The following is a 22,958-nucleotide window of genomic DNA, read 5'->3' as shown; positions in this document are numbered from 1 at the left end:
GAGCCCCACGGCCGGGGCGTCAGATCAGAGGCGTGCCCGCACGAACGGCGTCGAATCGGGCAGCGATGCGGCCATGGTGCCGTCGTGGTTGGTGGGGTACGTCATGTAGGTGGCGTCCACTCCGGCGAGCCGCAGATCGGCAATGAGCTTGAACGACAACGGCGCCGGCACCACCGTGTCGAGCAGCCCCTGCGCGATGAACAGCGACCGGTCGTAGCCCGCGGTCGGCACCGCGAGGTACTCGGTGATCGCCGCCCGGAACGCCGGGTCGTCGAGGGATCGACTCAGCAGTGCCCCCACCGAGACGCCCTTGACCGCGTCCGCCTGCGCCTCGTAGCACAGGCTCTCGGCCGAGTCGACGAACTTCCGCCCGACCGGTGTCAGGTAGCTGTCCACGTCGGCACCCGGCATCGTCGCCCGCATGCCGGCCAGGATGTAGGTCGTGAAGACCGTCAACCCGTCGAGCCCGAGGTCCGGGATCCACGGGCCCCCGAACGGGTAGACGTTCTCGAGATTCGACGGCGCACCCGTGGTGACCGCGCCGCGGAAGTCGAGTTCGGGCGCATACCGCGTGGCCTCGTGCGCGGTGAACAGCGTGGCGTGCCCGCCCTGCGACTGCCCGATCGCCATCCACCGCGACGACAGCTCGGGCACGGCCGCCCGGCCGGCCCGGACCATGTCGATCACGGCGGTCGCCTCGGACGCGCCCTGCAGGTACGGGTGCACGCCGGGCGTGCCGAGCCCGATGTAGTCCGTGGCCACGATCGCGTATCCCTGGGACAGCCAGTGCCCCAGGTAGTTCGCGTCCCGCGCCGACCGCGGGTTCCGAGACGGCGCGCAGTCGTCGCCGAGCCCGACCGTGCCGTGAGCCCACGACATGACCGGCCACCCGCCCTCGGGCGGCGTGCCCGGCGGCACGAAGACGACGCCGCTGCTCGACGCGGGACGCCCCTCGGCGTCCCGCGTCGTATAGGTCATCCGGTACTCGCGCGCGGCCCCGGCCAACCCCAGCTCGGGCGGCAAGGTCTCGACCGATTGCACGCGGCCGGGTTCCTGCCCGGCGGGCGCTCCCCCGGCCGCGGCCGTGACCGGCGTCAGCGCCGCCACGGCGAGAACCGACAGCACCGCAATCCCTCGTCGCACGTCCCTGCGGGCCATCGCGCCTCCTCGCCGTCCCGGCGACCACTCCGGTCGCATGCAATCACCTTCGCAGACATCGATACCCGCGCACACGGGAAACACGCGATCGGCTATCCGGCGAGGGCGGCGGTCCCCGTGCCGACCAGCTCGTCGGCCTCGCCGTCGACCGCGGGCGGTTCGGTGGCATCCTCCGCCGACGCCACCCGCAGCCTGCCCGTGCGGTCCAGCTTCGCCGAACAACGCGCAAGATCGGGCCCCACTGCGGCGGCGCGCATCTCGAGGTCGGAGCGCGGCTCGCCGTCGCGCGTGCGGTACTCGTTGGTGCGCAGCTCGCCGTACGCGATGATCGGATCCCCCTTCATCAGCGACGCACCCACGCCCTGCACCAGCCGGCGCCAACAGCTCACGGTCAGGTACAGCGTGCCGCCGTCGACCCACTCACCGCTCTCGCGGTCGCGGCGGCGGACGTTGCTCGCCATCCGGAAGCTCATCACCTCCTCGCCGGACCCGGTCTCCCGCTTGACCGGATCGGTGATGACCGTGCCGACCACCGCGGCCTGTGTCTCGTACATCGACTTCCCCCTTCGACCCCGACTCCGCCGCCCGCCGAACCGGCGGACGCACCGCCCGGACGGGGCGGTGCGTCCGACCATGCCGTGGATTCGGCGCGGAGCGCTGGGTCCGAGCACGATTGTGGATGAACGAAAGTCGTATCCACATGCGCGCCCGGCGGGTCCGGGCACGGACGGATTCCGTCGGCGGTACGTGCTAGATGCACCCGTCGGTGCGCTCGGCGCGTGCGGTGGGGCGACTGACCTTCACTGCGACCACGGGACCCAGGAAAGAGCGTCACGCCAACCGGGCCGCCCGAAGGCCCACGCCTGAAGAAGCTGCGCCACAGCGTCTACCGCGAACGCCTCGTCGTCGTGGGGTACCCACGCCTGGAAGTGTCTGTCCGACCCTCCCTCGCGGTACTCCACGTCACAACTGAGGTCGTCGTTGAGATACACCTGAATGTAGTGCTGGTCAGCGGGTTCCAGATCGAGCCGCCGCAGGACGACAAACCGGCACGTGAGACTGAGACCGGCCAGAAGGTCGCGTAGCTGTTCCTCGGATGGGTCGTTCCAGGTTGTCCCGTCCTCATCGACCGCCTGAAGTGCCGGTGCTGCCATATGGTCGGATTCTACGGACCGATCATGGTCTCGACAGCTGGAGGGTGTGGCTCACGATTTGGTTCACTGGCCGCATGAACGACCTACCCACGGAAATCGAGGTGCGGGGTACCGTGCTGGACCGCATCGCACTCGCGGAGGAGCTCGTCTGCTGGTCGACCGCTCTGCCCGGTGACGAACCGCGCACGGTCAGCATCGTCGTCGAACCGGCAGGGCGGCCGACGGATGCGGCCGTCGCCGCCGCGGCGGAGGCGATCGCCGGATTCGACGGGCTCGCAGCCGCCGCCTCGCGCTATCTCGTCGCCGAGCTCACCGATCCCGCCTGGGCGCTCGACGCGGCGGACCGCGCACGGCTCGACGAGCCGGAGGCGCCGTTCGGCATGCCCGAGGCGGTCATCTGGGCGGACGGTTCCTGGATGATCCGCTTCGCCGAGTGCGGCCTCGCGATGGGCGAAGAGTTCGGCATCGGCGTGCGTTTCGACGGGTCGGCGCCGGTCGGCATCGAGGACCTGTCCGGGGCGACCGAGATCGAGACGGAGACGGACTGACCACGCCCACTGTCGCGGCCGCGGCTCGGCCCGGGTCCCCCTAGAGGCCTGACTGCCGGTCGCGGCGCGCGAGTTCGGCGAACATCGCGTTGTGCGCGGCGAGGTCGGCGCCGTCGTCGCGTTCGGCGGCGCGATCCACTCGTTTCGCGGTCTTCTGGTCGCTGCGCGACCACTGCACCAGCAGGGCCAGCATGATGATCACGAGCGGCATCTCGCCGGTGGCCCATGCGATGGATCCGCCCAGCTGCTGATCGCGGAGCAGGTCGTCGTTCCACCCGAGGCCCAGCGACCGGTAGAACGTGGCGCCCATGACCTCGCCCATGCTCATCAGCGCGATGCCGAAGAACGCGTGGAACGGAAGCGATCCGAAGACCACGCCCAGCTTCGTGATGGGCTGCAGGTTCCGCGGCGACGGGTCGATTCCGATGACGACCCAGTAGAACAGGTACCCGCTGAGGATGAAGTGCAGGTTCATCAGCAGGTGGGCCGCGTGGCTGTCGACGGACGCGCTGAAGATGCCGCCGAGGTACAGCGCGTAGAAGCCGCCGACGAACAGCACCGCCGCCACGAGCGGGTGGGTGAGGAAGCGCGAGATCGGGCTGTGCAGGAAGCTCAGCAGCCACTCGCGCGGGCCCGGGACGCCATCCTTACCGGCGGGGCGCAACGCCCGCAGCGCGAGAGTGAACGGAGCACCGAGCACCAACAGCACCGGCGCCAGCATCGACAACGCCATGTGGCCACCCATGTGGACGCTGAACACGGCCGGGGCGTACCGACCGACGCCCGACGACGTGGCGATGAGCAGGACGAGGCAGCCCGAGAACCACGCGATGGACCGCCCGACCGGCCACGCGTCGCCGCGCTTGCGCAGTGTCCGCAGCCCCGCGATGTACAGGACCGCGAGGACGATCGCCGCGGTACCGAAGATCAGGTCGAATCGCCAGTCCAGGACGAGGCGGGCGAAGGTGGGCGGGCCGTCCAGGTTGTAGCCCAGTTCCACCTCGGTGATCGTCGGAATCGACGACGGCGGCGGGGGCGGGGTCCGGCCCAGGCCGACCGCGATGCCGATCGTCGCCGCGAACACGAGCGCCTCGACGCCGGCGAACCGGATGAGCGCCCCGCGGGACTCGGGGTTGGCGGCCAGCGCCGGGAGCGCCCGGCGGCGTTGGAACCAGCCGATCACACCGAGCACGACGAGGGCGACCACCTTCGCGACGATCAGGCGTCCGTAGGTGGTGGTGAACAGCTCGTCGAGCGGCATCCGGACGAGCGCGTTGATCACGCCGCTCAGCGCCATCGCGACGAAGCAGATCGTGGCGACGAACGAGAACCGCTTGGCCGCGACGTCGGTGTGGGCGCCGCGCCGGCGGGCGTGCGCGAGGAGCGCGAACAGGCCGCCGGCCCAGAAGGCGGCGCCGACCAGGTGCCAGATCAGGCTGTTGGTCGCGACGTCGTGGGAGCCGCCGGACGACGAGTGTCCCGTCAGCGCGATCGGCATCATCGTCGCGACGCCGAGCAGCAGCAGGAACGGCGTCCAGGACCAGCGCAGCGCCAGCCGGGTGACCACCGCGAGGACCAGGGCGAGGCCCGCGGTCCACGCCCACGCGACGGCGTTCTCGACCTGCCCGATCGCGGACCACAGGTTGTCCGGCTTGATCGCCACCAGGAACGGCTGACCCGACGTGTCCGACAGCGTCAGCGGCACCAGGAGCACCGCGCACAGCGCCCACACGAGCGCGGCGTGCGACGCGGTGCGGACCGCACGGTAGCCGTCGACGTCGAGCACACCGTTCTTCTGCGGCGGCACCATGAACGCCGCGAACAGCAGCGAGCCGATCGCGATGACGGCCCCGATCTCGCTGACCGCACGAATGGCGGGCAGCCCATACGTGGTGAAGGGGCCGGGGTCGGGGATGCCCATGAGCACCAGCGCCTGGGACGCCGACAGGGCCACGACCAGCGCGGCGACCAGTCCCGCGAGGACACCGCTGACCGCGTAGACGATGCCGGATCCGGCACGGGGGGACGGAACGGGAGCGCGCTCGGACTGCTCTCGCAGGGGTGTTGCCATGCCCACCAGCGTAGGACCTACGACAACGCGTCGGACTCAGGCCTCACCCAGTCCGGGCCCTCCGGGACGCGGGCGCCGCGACCGACGATCGTCAGCATCTCGCCGAGCGTCGCGACCGAGTGGGCGGACAGGAAGTCGTCGCAGAAGGGCAGCGCCGCCGCCATCGACCCGGCGACCGGTTCGAAACCCGGTGTGGCCGCGCGAGGATTGACCCACACCAGCCGGTGGGCCCGGCGACGGATACGCGCGACCGCGCGGGCGAGGTCGGCCGGCGGATCGCTGTCCCAGCCGTCGGACGCGATGATCACCACGGCGCCGCGCAGCACGGTGCCGTGTGACGAGGACAACAGCGCCGCGAGGCTGCCCGCGATGTGGGTGCCGCCGAATCGGTCCACGACCCGCTCGTTGGCTCGGGCCACCGCGACGTCGGCGCTGCGATGTTCGAGCACCGGGGTCAGCCGCGTCAGCCGGGTGGAGAACGCGAACACCTCCGCGTCGTGGCCGGTTCCACGGACCACGGCGGCACGCATGAGGTGCAGATAGACGTCCGCGTAGCCGCGCATCGAGCGACTCACGTCGCACACCAAGACGATCCGCCGCCGTCGCACCCGCGGCCGGCACCGGACCAGCCGGATCGGTTCGAATCCGGTCCCCCGCGCCCGCCGCATGCTGGCGCGCAGATCCACCCGCCCGTGCCGGTGGGGTTCGCGGCGGCGGCTGCGCCGAGTCGGCCAGTGCAGCTGGGCCTGCTCGAGCCACCGTCCCAGCAGCCGCAGGTCCTCGTCGCGGAACTCCCCGAACGACTGGTCGGCGATCGCCTCGAGCGGGCTGGGCAGCCGCAGCGGGACGCCGATCGCCTCGGCGTCGTCCGTCTCCTCCAGCCCGGCGACGTCCGCGTCCCGCGTCACCCACGGCGGGGCCACCCGATCCCCTGACGATCGCGCCGCCACGGCCGCGTCGTCGGGTCCGCGGCGCTCGACGCGCGCCGGCGGGGCCGACGCCCGGGCGGCCGGGTCGAGCGGCAGCACCGCCTCGTCGAACACCGACGCGAACACCGCGTCGAACCGCTCGAGGTCGCCGCGGCGGCCGACGAGGGTGACGCGGGCCGTCCAGTACAGCCGGCTCCGCCCGGTCGGGGGCAGCACCCGCAGCGCCTCGGTGAGGCGGGCCGCGCCGCTGGCCGAGACCGCCACCCCGGCCGCCCGTGCCCGCGTGACGAGCGCGACCGCGAATGCCGCGAGGTCGACGCCGCGCAGCAGCGCGGCGGACGGGACGGTCACCGGCGCCGGGACCGCAGCACGACGAACACGACGACGGCGGCGACGATCGCCGCGAGCAACGGTGCCACCCGCCGCGCGACGGAGCCGCCGGCGAGTTCGATGAGGTCGATCGGCTCGGGTTCGGGCACCGTCCCCGCGGACAGCGGTGTCGGCGGAACGACGGCCATTACCGGCGTGCCGGTGCTCTCGGTGGGCGCGCCGGTCGCCAACCGGTCCTGGAGCGACGCCGCGAACTGCCCCATCAGCTTCGTGGAGACCTGTTGGATCATCCCGCTGCCGAACTGGGCCAGCTTGCCGACGACCTTCATTTCCGTGTCCACGGTCACCCGGGTGGCACCGCCGGACTCGTGCAGGCGGGCGGTGATCGTCGCGGACGCGTTGCCGCTGCCGCGCTTCTCCCGGCCGCGGGCGTCGATGACGGCGGTGCGCGACTGCTCGTCCTTCGAGGCAAACGAGGCTCGGCCGGCGAACTCGCTCGTCACCGGCCCGACCTTGATCTTCACGGTGCCGAGGTAGTCGTCCCCCTCGCGCCCGGTCATCTGCGCGCCGGGCAGCAGCGGCGCGATGCTCTCGAGGTCGGTGAGCACCTCCCACGCGCGGTCGATGGGCGCGTCGACCGTGAACTCGTCTGCAATCTTCATCGTGGTCCTCTCGTCAGGTGGCCCCGCTCGCCAGGTAGTCGCCGACGGCGTCCGCCAGCACGGTTCGGTCGTCGGGGGTCTTCGCGATGGCGCCGAGGCTCGCGAGCGCGTCGGCCGACACCAGGTCGGCGGCGCCCAGCGCCGCGAGCGCCGACACCCAGTCGATGGCCTCCGCGATCCCGGGTGGTTTGTCGAGGTCGAGCGTCCGCGCGGACGCCACGAACTGGGTGACGCTCGCGATCAGCGCGGCGGTGGCGCCCGGCACGGTCCGGCGCAGGATCGCAGCCGCGCGCTCCGGCGCCGGGTAGTCGATCCAGTGGTAGAGGCAGCGCCGGCGCAGCGCGTCGTGCAGGTCACGGCTGCGGTTCGACGTCAGGACCACGATCGGCGCTCGCTCCGCGACGAACGTGCCGAGTTCGGGCACCGTCACCGACGACTCGCCCAGGAACTCGAGCAGCAGTGCCTCGAATTCGTCGTCGGCCCGGTCGATCTCGTCGATCAGCAGCACCGGCGGCAGCGGTCCGCGGTGCCGCACGCACCGCAGGATCGGACGTGCCTGCAGGAACTGTTCGGTGAACAGGTCGGCCTCCTGCAACCGTTCGCCGCGGGCCTCGGACAGGCGCACCGCGAGCAGCTGGCGCTGGTAGTTCCAGTCGTAGAGGGCCTCGTCGGCGCCGAGGCCCTCGTAGCACTGCAGGCGCACCAGCTCGGTGCCGAGCGCCGCGGCCAGCGCCTTCGCGGCCGTCGTCTTCCCCACCCCGGGTTCGCCTTCGAGCAGCAGCGGCCGCCCCAGCCGCAGCGCCAAGAAGAGCGCGGTGGCGGTGCCGTCGTCGAGCAGGTAGTCCTGCGCGTCGAACCGTCGGGTCAGCTCGTCGACATCGGCGAAGTAGGCGTCCACGGCTGTTCCGATCACGACGCGTCCCGGTCCTGGTCGAGCAGGGCCCGGTACCCGTCCCACGTGTCGACGTCGAGGGGGATGCGTTCGTCGACGGGCACCTCGAACACGTCCATGTCCTCGCGGTCGAAGAGCTTCCACACCGCCTTGTCGCCGGCGAGCTCGGCCAGATCACCGAACACGCTGCGCCCCAACCACAGTGGATGACCGAGCCCGTCCGCGTACCGGCACATCCCGATGTTCTCCATCGCGCCGCCGGCCACCAGGTCCCGCACCGTCCACGGCGTCACCCCGGGCTGGTCGCCCAGCAGCAGCACGATGCCCGCGGCGAGCGGATCGACCTCGCGCAGCGCCGCCCGCACCGAGGCCGAGCACCCGCTGCCGGCGTCGGCGCAGTGCACGACGGTGCAGCCGCGGAGGTCGACGAGGTCCTCGATCGCCTCCGCCGATCCGGGAACGGTCACCAGCAGTTGATGGAACCGACACGCCCGCGCCGCCGCGAGGGTCGCGTCGAGCAGTGTCGCGCCGCGGTACGGCAGCAGTTGCTTGGGCCGCCCCAGCCGCCGCGACCCGCCCGCGGCCAGCACCAGCCCGGTCACGAACATCGCGCCCGCTCCTTCTCATAGGTGCGGCGGCACCCGGGCGCGCAGAACCAGTAGTCCTCCCCGTCGATCTGCAGGTGCGGGGTGTCGTCGTCGACGGTGACGGCCATGCCGCACACCGGATCGATCACCGTCAGCCGCTCGGCCTCCGATTCCGTTGTGCCGGTGGCTGTTTGCTCCGCCAGGTGTTCGACGCGGATCTCGTGGACCAGTTCCGCGAGGATCGCCAGCGCGATCTCGCCGGGCGTGCGCGCACCGATCGCGAGACCCGCGGGGGTGTGCACAACGCCGCGTTCGGCGGCGTCGAGGTCGAGTTCGTCGAGGATCGCCGCGCCGCGGACTCGACTGGCGACGAGCCCGACGTACCCGGCGCCCGCGTCCAGCGCCTCCCGGATCGCGCCCGGCTCGTCACCGCCGAGGCTGGCCACGATCACCGCGGTTTCGCCGGCGCTCGGGGTGGCGCCGCGCCGGACGTCGAGGTCGAGCGCGGCCGCCAGGTGCGCGACCGCGTCGGCGACCGGGCTCTCCCCGACCACCCGGACGATCGGAGCCGGTAGGCACGGCTGCAGGAAGATCTCCATCGCCCCGCCGGACAGGCAGTGGTTGACGACGACCCGGGCGCCGGGCACATCCGGGTACTCGGGTCCGCCGTCGGGCAGGATCCGCAGCAGCAGGCTCTCCCCCGCCTCGAGCGCATCGGTCGCGGCCTGCCGCACCGAGTTCTGCGCGCAGTGGCCGCCGACGAAACCCTCGATCGTGCCGTCCGGCAACACGATTGCGCCGTCGCCCGGCGACGACGACGTCGGCTGCTGGGCACGGACCACCGTCGCGCGCACGTAGGGGCGCCGCTCACCGGTCAACTGGGCGGCGCGCGCAGCGAGGTCCATTCGCATCTCCTTCTCAGATCGGCGGGGTCGCCCGACCCTGCATCGCCTCCCACACCCGTGACGGCGTCAGCGGCATGTCCGCGTGGCGCACCCCGAACGGCTTCAACGCGTCGACGACGGCGTTCACCACCGCCGGCGGCGAGCCGACGGTCGCGCTCTCCCCGATCCCCTTGGCCCCGATCGGATGGTGCGGCGACGGCGTGACCGTGTACCCGGTCTCGAGGTGCGGCACCTCGAGCGCGGTGGGGATCAGGTAGTCCATGAGCGAGCCGCCGAGGCAGTTGCCGTCCTCGTCGAACGCGACGATCTCCATGAGCGCCATGCCGATCCCGTCGGTGATGCCGCCGTGCACCTGCCCCTCGATGATCATCGGGTTGATGCGGGTGCCGCAGTCGTCGACCGCAAGGAAGCGGCGCACCTTCACCTCACCGGTGCCCGGGTCGACGTCGACGACGCAGAAGTACGCGCCGTACGGGTACGTGAGATTCTCGGGGTTGTAACAGATCTGGGCCTCGAGTCCGCCCTCGATGCCGTCGGGCAGGTCCCCGGCACCGTACGAGCGCATCGCGATGTCCTGGATCGTCACCGCGGCCGACGGGTCGCCCTTGACGTGGAAGTTCCCCTTCTCCCATTCGAGGTCGGCCACCGACACCTCGAGCATGCCGGACGCGATGATCCGGGCCTTGTCGCGGACCTTGCGCGCGACCAGCGCGGCCGCGGCCCCGGATACCGGCGTCGAGCGGCTGCCGTAGGTGCCGAGCCCGAACGGGGTGTTGTCGGTGTCACCGTGGACCACGTCGATGTCCTCGGGCGGGATGCCGAGTTCCTCGGCGACGATCTGCGCGAACGTCGTCTCGTGCCCCTGCCCCTGGGTCTGCACCGAGATCCGGACGACCGCCTTGCCGGTCGGGTGCACGGTGAGCTCGCAGCCGTCCGCCATGCCGAGGCCGAGGATGTCCATGTCCTTGCGGGGCCCGGCGCCGACGGCCTCGGTGAAGAACGACATACCGATGCCCATCAGCTCGCCGCGTTCGCGCTTGTCGGCCTGCTCGCGGCGCAGATCGTCGTAGCCGATCATGTCCATGGCCTTGCGCATCGTCGTCGCGTAGTCGCCGGAGTCGTACTTCCATCCGGTCTTGGACGTGTACGGGAACTGGTCGGGCCGCAGCAGGTTCTTCAGGCGCAGCTCGGCGGGATCCATGCCGAGGTCGAACGCCAGGCAGTCCACGAGTCGCTCGACGAGGTAGACGGCCTCGGTGATGCGGAACGAGCACGCGTACGCCACGCCGCCCGGCGCCTTGTTCGTGTAGACCGCCGTCATCTTGCAGTACGCGGCCTCGAGGTCGTAGCTGCCAGTGAACACCCCGAAGAAGCCGGCCGGGTACTTCAGCGGCGCCGCGGTGCCGTTGAACGCACCGTGGTCGGCGAGGACGTCGGTGCGGACGGCGAGGATCTTGCCCTCGGACGTCGCGGCGATCTCGCCGACCATGATGTAGTCGCGCGCGAACCCGGTGCTGGTGAGGTTCTCGCTGCGGTCCTCCATCCACTTGACCGGCTTGCCGGTGAGCAGCGACCCGACGATCGCGCACACGTAGCCCGGGTAGATCGGCACCTTGTTGCCGAACCCGCCGCCGATGTCCGGCGAGATGACGCGGATCTTGTGTTCGGGCAGCCCGGCCACGAGCGCGTACAGGGTGCGGTGCGCGTGCGGGGCCTGGCTCGTGGACCACAGCGTCAGCTTGCCGTTCACCGCGTCGTAGTCGGCCACCGCGCCGCACGTCTCCATCGGCGCGGGATGCACGCGCGGATAGACGATCTCCTGCCGCACCACGACGTCGGCCCTCGCGAACACGGCCTCGGTGGCGTCGGAATCGCCCGTCTCCCAGTCGAAGCAGTGGTTGTCGGTCTTGCCGTCCAGGTCGGTGCGGATGACGGGGGCGTCGGGCGAGAGCGCGGTCCGCGCGTCGATGACCGGGTCGAGCGGCTCGTACTCGACGTCGATCAGCTCGAGCGCGTCGCGGGCCGAGTACCGATCCTCGGCCACGACGAACGCCACCTCCTGCCCCTGGAACCGCACCTTGTCCGTCGCGAGAACGGCCTGCACGTCGTTGGAGAGCGTCGGCATCCACGCCAGGCCCTTCTCCGCGAGGTCTGCACCGGTGACGACGGCCGAGACCTTGGGATGCGCCTGCGCGGCTGTCGTGTCCACCCGCGCCACGCGCGCGTGCGCGATCGGCGAGCGGAGAATCGCCAGGTGCAGCATGCCGGGCAGCTGGACGTCGTCGACGTAGTGCCCCTGGCCGCGGATGAACCGCGGGTCCTCCTTGCGCAGCATCCGGCCGTGCCCGCACGGCTTGCCGTCGTTGGAGGCGCTGTCCGGATCGACCGTCCCGGGCGTCTCGTCGAGTGTGGTCACGTCGTACCTCCCGTCGTAACGGTGTCGGTGGTGGCGCCGCCGTGCTCGGCGGCCCAGCGAACCGAGCGGACGATCGTGGTGTAGCCGGTGCAGCGGCAGATCTGCCCGGAGATGGCCTCCCGGATGGTCTGTTCGTCCGGGTCCGGATCGCGGTCGAGCAGCGCGCGGGCGGTGATCATCATGCCGGGCGTGCAGAAGCCGCACTGCAGTCCGTGACACTGCATGAACCCTTCCTGCACGGGATCGAGGACACCGTCCTGCGCCAGGCCCTCGACGGTGCGCACGGTGCGCCCGCCGGCCATGACCGCGAGCATCGTGCACGACTTCACCGGTTCGCCGTCCACCGACACCACGCACGTCCCGCAGTTGCTGGTGTCGCAGCCCCAGTGGGTTCCGGTGAGCCCCAGCCGGTCTCGCAGGAAGTGCACCAGCAGCATCCGCGGCTCGACGTCCTCGGTCACCTCGGTGCCGTTGACCGTCATCGTCACCTGCATCTCACGTCTCCGATCGTGTGGCGGTGGCCCGTTCGGCGGCGGTGCGCAGCGACCGGACGGTCAGTTCGTCGGCGAGGTGCCGCTTGTAGGCGGCGGTGCCGCGTGGGTCGGTGACCGGCTCGCACGCCTGCCCGGCGAGTTCACCGGCCCGCCGGAACGTCTCCTCGGTGGCGGGTTGCCCCCGCAGGAAGTCGCCGATGGCTGCCACCCGGTCCGCGTCCGGTTCCACCGCGGTGAGCCCCACGGACGCCTCATCGACCCGGTCGCCGTCCAACGACAGCGCCGCCCCGGCGGCCGCGATGGCCCAGTCCCCCACGCGCCGTTCCACTTTCGTGTACGCGCTCGCTCCGGAGCGCACCCGGGGGATCCGGACTTCGATCAGGATCTCGTTGCCCTGCACCGCGGTCTCGTACGGCCCGACGAGGAACTCGGCCATCGGGACCTCACGCACCCCGGTCGGCCCGCGGATCACACAGACGGCACCGACCACCGAGCACACGGTCGTCAGATCCTCGGCCGGATCGGCCTGGCACAGCGAGCCGCCGATGGTGCCACGGTTACGGACCACCGGGTCGGCGATCACCCGCTCGGCGTCCCGGAAGATGGGGAACACCGCGGCGAGCTCGTCGGACTCGAGGATCTGGCGGTGCCGAACCATCGCGCCGATGCGCACCACCTCACCCTCGACTGCGATGTGGCCGAGTTCGTCGACGAGGTCGTTGATGTCGATGAGGTACTCGGGGTTGGCCAGGCGCAGCTTCATCATCGGCAGCAGGCTGTGCCCGCCCGCGACGACCCGCGCCTCGTCCCCCAGTCGATCCAGCAGCGCGATCGCGTTCTCAACGTCGGTGGCGCGCTCGTATTCGAACAGTCCCGGAACCTGCATGTGGCACTCCTCACAGTGCGGGATGGTTCCAGCGTGTGCCCCTCCGGTCGCGGGCGTCAAGCACGATTCAGCGATCACTTGATCGCGGCGCCCACTCACCCGCCGTGATCATCCGGATTGTTCGTGATGGATGCGTCCGTGCAGGTCACGCAGGGGTCGGCCGTGTCCGCCCCACCTGCGCGCGATGATCTCGGCCGCGATCGAGACCGCGGTCTCCTCCGGGGTGCGCGCACCGAGGTCGAGCCCGATCGGGCTCGACAGCCGGGACAGCTCGTCGTCCGAGAGCCCGGCCTCGCGCAGCCGGGCGAGACGATCGCGGTGGGTGCGCTCGGACCCCATCGCCCCCACAAACCCCACCTCGGGGAGCCGCAGCGCGACCTCGAGCAGCGGAACGTCGAACTTGGGGTCGTGGGTGAGCACGCAGACGACGGTGCGGCCGTCGATCGCGCCGGCCTCGGCCTGCGCCGTCAGGTACCGGTGCGGCCAGTCGACGATCACCTCGTCGGCGGTCGGGAACCGGCTCGCGGTCGCGAACACCTCCCGCGCGTCGCACACGGTGACGCGGTAGCCGAGGAAGGCGCCCTGCCGCGCGACCGCGACCGCGAAGTCGATCGCCCCGAACACCAGCATCCGCGGCGGCGGCGCGTGGCTCGCGACGAACACCCGCAGGCCCTGACCGCGGCGCTGCCCGTCCGGGCCGTACTCGAGGACGGCGGTCCGGCCGGCCGCGAGCAGACCGCGCCCGTCGTCGGTGACGGCCTGGTCGGCACGGGGCGAACCGAGCGTTCCGGTCGTCGTGTCCGGGCGCACGACGAGGTGGCGGCCGACCCACGCGCGATCGCTGTGATCGACGACGGTAGCCACCGCGACCGGCCGCTGCGCCTCGATGTCGGCGGCGACGGCGTCGAGATCCGGGAAGGTGCGGCGCGAGACGGGTTCGACGAACACGTCGAGGATGCCGCCGCACGTGAGCCCGACGGCGAACGCGTCCTCGTCGCTCACGCCGTACCGCTCGAGGACCGGATCGCCCGTTGCCACGACCTCCGACGCCAACTCGTACACCGCGCCCTCGACGCACCCGCCCGACACCGATCCGGCCACCCGGCCGTCCGGCGCGACCACCATCGCCGCCCCCGGATCCCGCGGCGCGGACCGGAACGTCGCCACTACGGTGCCCAATCCCGCGGTGTCGCCGGCCCGCCAGATTGCGAGCAGATCGGACAAGACGTCGCGCATCGCGTCAGCCTCCAGCCCCGGCCGTCGCCGCTGGTGAGACCGGTTCATTCGCCGGTTGCGGGCGGGGACGCCGTCGTAGGCTCGGGGCGTGACTCCCGCTCAACTGCGAGCCTATTCCGCGGTGGTGCGGCTCGGATCGGTTCGAGCGGCGGCGCGCGAATTGGGCATGACGGATTCGGGCGTCTCGATGCATATCGCCCAGCTCCGCAAGGAACTCGACGACCCGCTGTACAGTCGCCGACCGTCCGGTCTGGCCTTCACCCCTGGCGGGCTGCGCCTCGCGAGCCGGGCCGTCGAGATCCTCGGACTGCAGCGACAGACGGCGCTCGAGGTGAGCCAGGCCGGGCACGGGCGACGCCTGCTCCGGATCGCCGCGTCGCCGCTGTTTGCCGAGCACGCCGCGCCCGGCCTCATCGACCTGTTCGCGGGGCGCGCGAAGGACCTCTCCGTCGAGTTGAGCGTCCACCCGGTCCGACAGTTCGGGAGTCTCATCTCGTCGCGGGCCGTCGACGTCGCGCTGGGCCCCCGGGTGCTCGGCGAACACCAGCCGCTGTGCGTGCACCCATTCCTGCACTACGAAGTGCTGACCGTGTGCGCGCCGGAACATCCGATGGCGCACACCCGTCCCACGCTGCAGCGACTACGGGAACAGCCGTGGTTCCTCGGGCCGTCCGCCGCCGGCGGCGACGGGGTGATGCGTCACCTGCTGCGTGTCCTCGACATCCCCCGGGACCGGCAGCGGATCTTCCAGAGCGACGCCGCCGCCGTCGAGGCAGTCCGCCGATCGTCCGCACTGACGCTGACACTCGGCTTCGCCGTCAGCGACGAGCTGTCCGACGGCACACTCGGACTCGTCGAGGGACCGGACCTGCGCGCCGCCGGCGAGTGGTGCGCCACGACACTGCACCACCAGCACCTCCAGCCAGCCGCGTCCGAACTGCTGCACTTCGTCAGCACCCCCCGATGCATCCACGCCATGATCCGCGGCACCGGTGTCGAGGTCACCCACTTCAAGCCGAAGGTCCACGTGACGCTCTGGAGTTGACGCCACACGCCACCCGGATGCACAGGGCACCGCCGTTCAGCGGGTATGCTCTTGGCCGCGCCTCCGTAGCTCAGTTGGATAGAGCAAGAGCCTTCTAATCTCTAGGTCGCAGGTTCGATTCCTGCCGGGGGCACTTCAGAGGGTGATTTCGCCCGACCTCCCGACCCGGTCCACCGGTTGTTCAGCCGGCGGCCGTTACAGACGGCTCGTTCTCGGTGTGGAGTCCGGCATCGTCACCCGCATCCGCGTGGCGTTGAGCGCAGCAACGTCGACATGTGCACGGGGAGACGTGGGCACGGCGAGCGGCACGGGCGCGGTTCGCGTCGATCTCGTTGGAGTCCAACCGGTCCGGCCGACGAACCACCCGTCAAGGGTCGGTAACGATCGACGACCGCAGAACGACATTGGCGATGTGTGAGTCGCTCGTGCGGTTCGGCGTCACGCACGACCAGGGGTCGTCATTCGACGGAGGGGGAAGCATGGCCGTTGTGAAGAAGTGTGCCGCCGGCACCTCAACCCCGGCAACCCTGCCGTTCAGCGGATTCCGCGGACTGACCGGCATCGAACTCGACGGCGGCCGCGTCTACATCGCCGACTGAGCCCACTGATCCGCTGACGGACACGACAGTCGCGCTGCAAAGCACCAGAATCGGAGAGAAACAGCATGAGGAAGTTCATCGGGGGACGCAGCGCGATCGCGGTTGCCGCACTGGCCGCGACGACGATGCTCGGCTCCGGAACGGCGGGCGCGGCACCGGTGCCGGTACGCGCACTGGACACGTGGGCGCTGTCGGACGACATCGGCCGGTGCGGCATCGTCCGTATCCCGATGACGGTGGGTCTATCCAGCGGATGGCCCGGCGGCGAAGCCTACATCCTGCTGTCCCCGGAGTTCTACGGCCCGGACCTGACCCACCAGGTGGCCCCGTGCATGATCCCGGTGACCGTGCACTGGGAGAACCTCGACACCGGCGGCACCGGCAGTCGCACCGTGTACCCGATGGACAGCCGGGAGAACCGCGTCTACCAGACCTCGGGGAACGCCGCGTATGTCGCGTCGGGGTTCGGGCGGGTCCGGTTCTGGCTCAGCACCGGGACCCCGCACGTGTCGGCGCCGCCGATCGAGGCCGTCGTATCGCTCTGATCCGACCCGGCACCAGCCGGGGCGGGCTCACACGACGGAGAAGGAGGCCGGCAGCGGCGTCCGGCCGGTCAAAGCCATCAGCACGGTGGCGCCGTCACCGATCGCCACCGCGATTCGCGCCGCCAGCTCGGTTGTCTCCGCGAGGACATCGTCGGGAAGCGCGAAGGGGACCTCCGCGGCAGCAGCAATGTCGAGACTGTGGACGGCGAGCTCGAAGGTTCGAGTCGGCAGATACGAATGCAGCCGCATCCCCAGTCCACCGATCACCTGGATCAGGCGATCTTCGCCATCCCCGAGCTGAGCGAACACGACCCCCAGAAGAGCGTCGACCGAGACTGCGGGGTCGGCACCGAGATCGACACCGGCTTGGCGACCGCGTTCGACCACCGCGGCCGGATCGACAGCCGACACCGCGGCCCTCGCACGGGCGTAGTACTGCTCAGGGCTGGCGATGTCGACAGTCTCGGCAGTGCTCTCCAGGTACGTCCCCACCGTTGTCAATGCCCGCGATGCGTGACCCACCAGCGACCGGAGATCCCACTCTCCCAGACCCGGTCCGTCCCACCGATCCTCGGGGATCGCGTGAACCAGCGTCGAAAAGCTCTGCGCCGCTGACACATAGGTCGCCACCGGTGTATCCACAATTCCCCTAGGTTCGAACGCTCCGATCAGAACTCGAGCGCTACCCCAGCTTCCAATTTCCGAACAACAGTGAAACACCCTCAGCTTGGTGGTTCCGGGGACGACGCCGAGCTGCCGCCAAGCAGAATCGTGCTGATCAGGTTCGGATCGTCGGTCATCGGCACGTGTCCGATCCCGGGCAAGACCAACACCCGCGCTTGCGGGAAGATCCTGCGTACTCGACGGGCCTGATACACCGGCAGAATCATGTCCCGCCGGCCCCACGCAACGGTGACCGGAACTGCCGGATCGACGACCGGCGGAAAGCCGAACGAGGCGGTCATCGCGCGGTCCAGCAGGGCGTTCGTGGCGAGCGAATGGGCGCCGATCACGGCGTCCTCGTACGACACCCGGCTCGGGTGCCCGTAGAACGCGGCGAGTGCGGGATAGCGCATGGCCTTGTATCGCATGGCTTTCGGCAGCCTCGGCCCCATTGCCCGGGCGAATCCACGCAGCGTCCGAAACGTCAGGCTTGTGCGAACCTGATCGGCATGGCTGACGAAGAAGCCTGCCGGTGAGAGCGCGGTGGCCGACGCAACCTCGCCGCGAGCCGCGACGGCGAGCCAACCCCCGAGAGAGTTCCCGGCAATGTGCGGACGTTCCCCCGCCGGTGTCACCGATCGGACGAAATCGCTCAACTCCCCGAGGATCTGACCCAACACGTCAGGCCCGTCCGCGAGGGCCGCAGACTCCCCGTGGCCGGGAAGGTCGACAGTGACAACCCGGCGATAGGGCGTCAGCTGATCCAGCAGCGCGCTCCAGGCCTGCCGACGATCCACCACCCCGTGAACGAGGACCAGCGTGGGCCCGGAACCGGCGACGTCATGGCGCAGTTCCATGGGCAGATGTTACCGCCGACACGCCCTCGCCCGACTCGATCGGGCCGCCGAACATTTCCTCATGAGTGGACTGCGGCACGGACGGGGCAACCCGTCACCTGACCGTGCAGCAGGCCCGCTCGAGGAGCAGTCGCGTCGGATCCGGCGCGGGTTAGCGCCGCTTTCGCCAGTCGTGCTCCTCGGCCCCTACTACGCGGGCCGGGCAAGTGGGCCGATACCGGATCCGGACGAAACCCGCGCACGACTTACGGCGATGGTTCACGAGACCCTGATCGAGCGGGCGCTGCTCCGCGCCGGAACCGACGAGGTTGTGACCTTGCCGGCGATCGAACTCGGGGATCGCGCAATCGAATTGGCGTATGCTCGGGCGCCGGACGGTGACCGAGCGGTTCTGACCGAAGGTGTGGTGGCGTTGACTCGATATCTGAAGACGTCCGGTATGCGTAGGACGACGGTGGTCAGTGCTCTGTTGGCCCTCACCCTTGCTGCGGGAGGTGGGGCAGCGCAGGCCAAGCCGACGTATCCCGTCCCGCATGGCTATCCCGACGGTGTGGCAGCACAGCTCACCCACCCGGGGCAGGCGCCGCCGGGAGCGAACGACATGTCGTGCAAGCCGAGTCGTGAGCATCCGAATCCTGTTGTCCTGCTGAACGGTTTTGCCTCGACCGACACCTTGGCCTGGCAGACGCTATCGCCGCTGCTGGCCAACGACGGGTACTGCGTCTTCAGCACCACCATCGGCAAGACCACGTTCGGTGACTACGGCGGATTCGCCAGCGTGCAGGACAGCGCCCGCGAAGTCGACGCGTTCGTCACACGAGTGCGGGAAGCGAACAGCGCCGCCAAGGTCGACATCGTCGCGCACTCGGTCGGCGGGGCGGTCGGCTTCTGGTACCTCTCCGAACTCGGTGGGGCGCAATCGGTTCGCAACCTCGTGAGTCTCGGAACTCCGTTCCACGGATCCGATCTCGACGGGATGGCCAGTCTGTTGACGATTACGGGTGCGGCGGAAGGGCTTTCGCGGGTGTGTGCGCAGTGCCGCCAGCTGGCAGCCGCGTCGCCGTTCCTCGCCGAGCTGAATCCCGACCCGGCGCGGATACCGGATGTGCATTTCACCGACATCGTGTCCCGATACGACGAGATCGCGACGCCGTACCTCACCGGACTGCTATCGGATGGTCCGAACGTACGAAACGAGGTCCTGCAAGATCGGTGCGCCACCGACTACGCAGATCATTTGCAGCTGCCGTACGACCCAGTGGCGATCGAGGTGGTGCAGGAGGCGCTGAATCCAGGGCGGGGTGAGAGGGCGGTTTGTCCGGTGGTGTTGCCGGCGCCTGTGGGAACTGTGAGCTGACCAGGCCCCGTTGGAATTCGCGCCGCAGTGACCACAGCCGTTGTCGCGGCCGTTGCCGCAGATTCTTCACTGGCGCCCCCCGGCCACCTCGTCGGGCGCCCCTGCGAACGCCAGGGTGCGGTACGTCGCGCTCGGTGATTCCCGCGCCGCCGGACCGTCGCTCGACCGGATCGCGGAGACTATGTACCTGGCTGAGGTGCCTCACCAGACAGGAGACAAGCTCTAGCCGAATCGGACGTTGCTGATGTCGATGGAGACCATCACCAGTCCCGGCCAAGCCCGTCCCTGCTCGTCGCGGCGGAAGGCGCGACGAGCGGAGGGCAGGCGGATTCCGTCGGCTTCGATGATGTTGTAGACGTATTGCGCGACAGCGAAGCCGCCGGCGATGTCGACGTGGTAATCGTGGCGGCGCAGCAGGTTGTCGGAGCCGAAGTAGAACTGCTGGTGCGTGCTGTGGCTGGGGTTGCCGTCGGGGAAGGTGACGTCCAGGCCGCGCCAAACTTGGTCGCGTTCGTGCCAGGGCTCGATCTCGGCGACCTCGAAGCCCGGCATGGTGAACAGGAACGGCGTGGTGAAGTACGTCCACATCGCGTAGCCGTTGAAGTAGGCCCGGTCCAGGGCGTCCCACGGGGTTTCCAGCTCGTGGCCGGCGAATGCCTCGCGGGGGTGGTCGCGTTCGGCGACGATCCGGCCGTCGAGTTTCTCGATGGTCAGGCGTTCGGGGGTGAAGTCGGTCTTCTGGTCGAGCGCTCCGAACGGCTCCAACGAACAGCGTTCCTCGTGCAGCCACACGGACTGTTCACGCGGGGCCGGGTCTTGGGGCACGCCCTTGATCACGAACAGGTCGCCACCGCTGACCACGGTACCGCGCACCCTGGTGAAGGCGTTCCAGCGCTCGAGCCCGCCGTGGGCTTCGACGACATCGGCGAGCAGGTCGGTCATCTCGGATCACCTACCCACCGGCTCGCCGAGCGCAGCAGGCTCGGCGGATGACGGCAACGGAACGTGGGTGGCCGGACGGGTCCTTCATCGGGACCTCCTTGGCAGAGTCATCGAGAGCTCACCACTGCCAACCCTGCCACTTCGATCCGAGGCTTTCAGCCATAGTCAGCAATCGGCATCAGGTCGACACCGGTCGGCGGCTCGATGCGCCGTAGCGTCCCATCGAACGATGTCACGTAGAGCGCCCAGCCGTCACCGGCCCTCCCGATACGTACCGAACTGGGCCCCTGCCACCCGTTCGAGAGCCCCGACGCGACGACACACGTCGCGCCGCTCTCCGGGTCGACGCTGTAGATTGCGCCCTCGATATGGGCTGCGACATACAGTATTCCGGCCCGTGACATCGTCAGATCGTCTGCGCCTGGCAGCACTCCAGGGATCCTCGTGACGACCGCCCAATGCGCCGGATCATCTAGCGGCAGCCGGTAGATCTGTCCGGTGAACAGATCGTCGGTGTAGACGAACCGCCCATCAGGGCTCGAGGCCAACCCCTCCCCTCGCGGCACCGGCGACCAGTTCGATTCGACGTATCCCGATTCGGATCGATAGCGAGTCACGCCCATCGGCGGTCCACCCTCGGTGCCGACCCAGGTCGTCAACAAGTCCCCGTCCGGAAGTCGCAGCAGCCCGTTCCCTCCGAGCGGTCCCCGGTCGACCAATTGACCTGTCTCGGTGTCCAATTGCCACAGTTTGCCGTCCTGCCGCGTCAGGAAATAAAGATCCGATCCGTCGAGCTGCAACCCGCCGGGGGCGGCCAGGTTCTCGACCACCGTGTTCACACGGCCGTCGGCGTCGACGTGGTAGACCTTCGAGTCGCCGGCCAGATAGAAGCCGCCCTCCGCGTCCGGTTCGAGGTTCTCCAGCTGTTCCAACCCCTGCGCCACGGTTTCGACCTGCCAGTCGCCACAATCCGCAGCGAAGGACGATCCGTGCGCCGGCGTCGCCATCACGGCGCTCACAGCCGCAAGTGCCACCGAAATCCCCAGCCACCGAGTCGATCTACCGAACCTCCCCATAGCGCGCAACATACTGCACAGCCCTCGACGCGGGGCCGTATTCGAACACGAACGCGGCCCGCCCCGGGATGCCGGGGACGGGCCGCGTCTCACGAATTCGGCGAACTCACTGACCGTCGACAGTCTCGACGAATCCCTCGGGAGTATCGAAGCCCTCGAGCTTCTGCTCGCCGGTGGCGGCCGGGTCCGGGCGGTCGAGCTGATCGGTCGCCGACATGGAGATCCGCCGCAGGTCGGTGCGCATGTAGATCACGTTGTACCGGTCCCACGTCGTCAGCACGAAGTACAGGTCCGGGCCGGTCGACCACGGGTGCATGAACCCGCCGTACAGACCCGGCAACGTAGCCGAACCGATGAGCGTCTGGCTCCCGCTCCACGGCCCCTCCGGCTTGTCTGCCTGCCGGATCTTCAGGCCCTCCACGTCCGTGTACATCGCGACATACTTCTGCAGGTAGTCGTTCCACTGCACCGACAGCTCGCTGACGGGGGCCTTGATCACCGGCGTCGCCTTGGTGATGTCAGATACCCAGGCGGTACCTGTCCAGTACTCGTACTTGGCCGGATCAACGATATCGGTGGTGTTCGCCAGCACACGGGCAAGCCGTGCCGCACCGGAACGCCCTGAGGGAGTGCCGAATTCGTAGACGTAGCCGTCGCCGCGGTCCGGCACGAACGCACTCATCTGCCAGTCCGCGTTGTTCTTCGAGAACGCCGGAATGTCGTCGACACCGGGGATTGGAACCGGGGTGTCGAAGACGCCTTCCCGATTGACCCGTACGGTCCTCAGATCGGTCTCCCAGGTGTTGCCTTTGTCGAGGGAAACGGCTAGTCCGGAGTAGTTCGTGGTCCACTCACCGGGCGTGTCCCACGACCGGACAGACATCCACCGCACGTATTGCACACCGCCGACTGACACACCGCCCGTGGGGATGACGGTGAACTCCGGCAGGCGCCCCGGCCCGTCGGAGAGCAGGCCCTTGATCACCTGCTTCGAGAAGTTCTCCGCCGGCGGCGGGGCGAGCGGCGAGCTGTCGATCCGCATACCGTCGCCCAGGCTGTTGTCGGTGCTGCGGAACAGGACGTTGCTCCGCCACTGGTCGCCCTCGATGCCGCAGTCGCCGACGGTGTCGCCGAAGAGCATCATGACGTTGCGCTCGGAGCCGGTCTTGCCGTTGTCCCACATGATGCCGAGGTCGGTGCCCGAGACGCTGTACTTCTCGATGCTCTTGTTTGGGCTACCCGGCCCCGTGACCATCTCGAGAGCCTTGGTGCGACCGGTGAGCACCGGAAGTGCACCGTTGGGCGCGCCGGTGATCCACGGCAGCGAGTTCATCAACGACCCTGTGGCGCTACCCAGGCTGCCCGAGCTCAGGCTGCCGGAACTCCCGGCGCTACCCGAACTCCCGGAGCTGCCGAGGCTGCCCGAGCTGCCGAGACTTCCGCTGCCGTTGCCGTTCTGACCGCACGGTCCACCGACCGCACCGGCCGGCGTCGCCATCCCGACCGACAGACCGACCGTCAGTGCGGCCGCCGACAATGCGGCGGTCCACCCCCGATTCACCACTCTCACAGACTGCTTCCTTCCAGCTAGTGGGAGGCAATCCGT

General features: G+C 69.7%; 22 protein-coding genes and 1 tRNA gene. 5 read left to right on the top strand and 18 right to left on the bottom strand.

The window, feature by feature from the left end; translation table 11 throughout:
* Nucleotides 1-24: 24 nt before the first annotated feature.
* The 3 genes from ABI214_RS23260 to ABI214_RS23250 all read right to left on the bottom strand — a co-directional run bounded on the left by ABI214_RS23260 (nt 25) and on the right by ABI214_RS23250 (nt 2,312).
* Nucleotides 25-1,158, bottom strand: a complete 1,134-nt coding sequence (locus tag ABI214_RS23260) for an alpha/beta hydrolase family protein (RefSeq protein WP_348604792.1) — start codon at nt 1,156-1,158, stop codon at nt 25-27.
* 92 nt (nt 1,159-1,250) lie between these two features.
* Nucleotides 1,251-1,712: a single-stranded DNA-binding protein gene (gene ssb / locus ABI214_RS23255; protein ID WP_348604791.1), complete on the bottom strand. Its 462-nt coding sequence runs from the start codon at nt 1,710-1,712 to the stop codon at nt 1,251-1,253.
* Between the two features lie 246 nt (nt 1,713-1,958).
* Nucleotides 1,959-2,312, bottom strand: coding sequence for a hypothetical protein (locus ABI214_RS23250; RefSeq protein WP_348604790.1), 354 nt, complete (start codon nt 2,310-2,312; stop codon nt 1,959-1,961).
* A 74-nt stretch (nt 2,313-2,386) separates the two neighbouring features.
* Between ABI214_RS23250 and ABI214_RS23245 the strand changes: the two genes are divergently transcribed.
* Nucleotides 2,387-2,860, top strand: coding sequence for a hypothetical protein (locus ABI214_RS23245; protein WP_348604789.1), 474 nt, complete (start codon nt 2,387-2,389; stop codon nt 2,858-2,860).
* A 40-nt stretch (nt 2,861-2,900) separates the two neighbouring features.
* Here the strand turns inward: ABI214_RS23245 and ABI214_RS23240 are convergent, their stop codons facing one another.
* The 10 genes from ABI214_RS23240 to ABI214_RS23195 form a co-directional block, all read right to left on the bottom strand.
* The gene (locus ABI214_RS23240; RefSeq protein WP_348604788.1) at nt 2,901-4,931 is read right to left on the bottom strand and encodes a cytochrome c oxidase assembly protein; all 2,031 of its coding nucleotides are present in this window, start codon (nt 4,929-4,931) and stop codon (nt 2,901-2,903) included.
* Between the two features lie 17 nt (nt 4,932-4,948).
* Complete coding sequence (locus ABI214_RS23235) at nt 4,949-6,211, bottom strand: vWA domain-containing protein (protein WP_348604787.1); 1,263 nt, start codon at nt 6,209-6,211, stop codon at nt 4,949-4,951.
* Nucleotides 6,208-6,852: an SRPBCC family protein gene (locus ABI214_RS23230; protein WP_348604786.1), complete on the bottom strand. Its 645-nt coding sequence runs from the start codon at nt 6,850-6,852 to the stop codon at nt 6,208-6,210. The genes ABI214_RS23235 and ABI214_RS23230 overlap by 4 nt, the downstream gene beginning before the upstream one ends.
* A gap of 13 nt (nt 6,853-6,865) precedes the next feature.
* Nucleotides 6,866-7,750 (bottom strand): AAA family ATPase, encoded by an 885-nt coding sequence (locus tag ABI214_RS23225; protein WP_348611964.1) that lies wholly within the window; start codon nt 7,748-7,750, stop codon nt 6,866-6,868.
* A gap of 11 nt (nt 7,751-7,761) precedes the next feature.
* Nucleotides 7,762-8,352, bottom strand: coding sequence for a nucleotidyltransferase family protein (locus ABI214_RS23220; RefSeq protein ID WP_348604785.1), 591 nt, complete (start codon nt 8,350-8,352; stop codon nt 7,762-7,764).
* A complete protein-coding gene (locus ABI214_RS23215; RefSeq protein ID WP_348604784.1) occupies nt 8,343-9,236 on the bottom strand; it encodes an XdhC family protein in 894 nt (297 codons plus the stop codon). Before ABI214_RS23215 ends, ABI214_RS23220 begins: the two co-directional genes overlap by 10 nt.
* A 13-nt stretch (nt 9,237-9,249) precedes the next feature.
* Nucleotides 9,250-11,652 (bottom strand): aerobic carbon-monoxide dehydrogenase large subunit, encoded by a 2,403-nt coding sequence (locus tag ABI214_RS23210; protein ID WP_348604783.1) that lies wholly within the window; start codon nt 11,650-11,652, stop codon nt 9,250-9,252.
* Nucleotides 11,649-12,146, bottom strand: coding sequence for a (2Fe-2S)-binding protein (locus tag ABI214_RS23205; protein WP_348604782.1), 498 nt, complete (start codon nt 12,144-12,146; stop codon nt 11,649-11,651). The genes ABI214_RS23210 and ABI214_RS23205 overlap by 4 nt, the downstream gene beginning before the upstream one ends.
* 1 nt (nt 12,147) lies before the next feature.
* On the bottom strand, nt 12,148-13,032 hold the full coding sequence (locus ABI214_RS23200) for an FAD binding domain-containing protein (protein WP_348604781.1): 885 nt from the start codon (nt 13,030-13,032) through the stop codon (nt 12,148-12,150).
* 108 nt (nt 13,033-13,140) lie between these two features.
* On the bottom strand, nt 13,141-14,268 hold the full coding sequence (locus tag ABI214_RS23195; RefSeq protein ID WP_348604780.1) for an XdhC family protein: 1,128 nt from the start codon (nt 14,266-14,268) through the stop codon (nt 13,141-13,143).
* An 88-nt stretch (nt 14,269-14,356) separates the two neighbouring features.
* Here ABI214_RS23195 and ABI214_RS23190 point away from each other — a divergent pair, with 88 nt between their 5' ends.
* From ABI214_RS23190 to ABI214_RS23180, 3 genes are all read left to right on the top strand, one after another.
* Nucleotides 14,357-15,313, top strand: a complete 957-nt coding sequence (locus tag ABI214_RS23190; protein WP_348604779.1) for a LysR family transcriptional regulator — start codon at nt 14,357-14,359, stop codon at nt 15,311-15,313.
* A 59-nt stretch (nt 15,314-15,372) separates the two neighbouring features.
* Nucleotides 15,373-15,446 (top strand) — tRNA-Arg (locus tag ABI214_RS23185).
* Nucleotides 15,447-15,977: 531 nt separating this feature from the next.
* Nucleotides 15,978-16,457, top strand: coding sequence for a hypothetical protein (locus tag ABI214_RS23180; RefSeq protein ID WP_348604778.1), 480 nt, complete (start codon nt 15,978-15,980; stop codon nt 16,455-16,457).
* Nucleotides 16,458-16,484: 27 nt separating this feature from the next.
* Here ABI214_RS23180 and ABI214_RS23175 read toward each other — a convergent pair whose 3' ends face one another.
* Nucleotides 16,485-17,099, bottom strand: coding sequence for a maleylpyruvate isomerase N-terminal domain-containing protein (locus ABI214_RS23175; protein ID WP_348604777.1), 615 nt, complete (start codon nt 17,097-17,099; stop codon nt 16,485-16,487).
* Between the two features lie 80 nt (nt 17,100-17,179).
* Complete coding sequence (locus tag ABI214_RS23170) at nt 17,180-17,977, bottom strand: alpha/beta fold hydrolase (RefSeq protein ID WP_348604776.1); 798 nt, start codon at nt 17,975-17,977, stop codon at nt 17,180-17,182.
* 61 nt (nt 17,978-18,038) lie between these two features.
* Between ABI214_RS23170 and ABI214_RS23165 the strand changes: the two genes are divergently transcribed.
* On the top strand, nt 18,039-19,334 hold the full coding sequence (locus ABI214_RS23165) for an esterase/lipase family protein (RefSeq protein WP_348604775.1): 1,296 nt from the start codon (nt 18,039-18,041) through the stop codon (nt 19,332-19,334).
* 222 nt (nt 19,335-19,556) lie between these two features.
* On the opposite strand, the gene ABI214_RS23160 is transcribed toward ABI214_RS23165, so the two are convergent.
* The 3 genes from ABI214_RS23160 to ABI214_RS23150 all read right to left on the bottom strand — a co-directional run bounded on the left by ABI214_RS23160 (nt 19,557) and on the right by ABI214_RS23150 (nt 22,922).
* Entirely contained in the window at nt 19,557-20,276 is a 720-nt protein-coding gene (locus tag ABI214_RS23160) for a hypothetical protein (protein ID WP_348604774.1), read from the bottom strand.
* A gap of 155 nt (nt 20,277-20,431) precedes the next feature.
* Nucleotides 20,432-21,295 carry an SMP-30/gluconolactonase/LRE family protein gene (locus tag ABI214_RS23155; protein WP_348604773.1) on the bottom strand — a complete coding sequence of 288 codons (864 nt, stop codon included), beginning with the start codon at nt 21,293-21,295 and terminating at the stop codon, nt 20,432-20,434.
* A 163-nt stretch (nt 21,296-21,458) separates the two neighbouring features.
* On the bottom strand, nt 21,459-22,922 hold the full coding sequence (locus ABI214_RS23150) for a DUF4185 domain-containing protein (RefSeq protein WP_348604772.1): 1,464 nt from the start codon (nt 22,920-22,922) through the stop codon (nt 21,459-21,461).
* Nucleotides 22,923-22,958: the final 36 nt, after the last annotated feature.

Origin of the sequence: Prescottella soli (assembly GCF_040024445.1) — a bacterium.
In the GTDB taxonomy this organism is placed as follows: Bacteria; Actinomycetota; Actinomycetes; order Mycobacteriales; family Mycobacteriaceae; genus Prescottella; species Prescottella soli.
The sequence above is the reverse complement of the archived record's forward strand: the minus strand, read 5'-3'. Positions and strand labels throughout refer to the sequence as shown.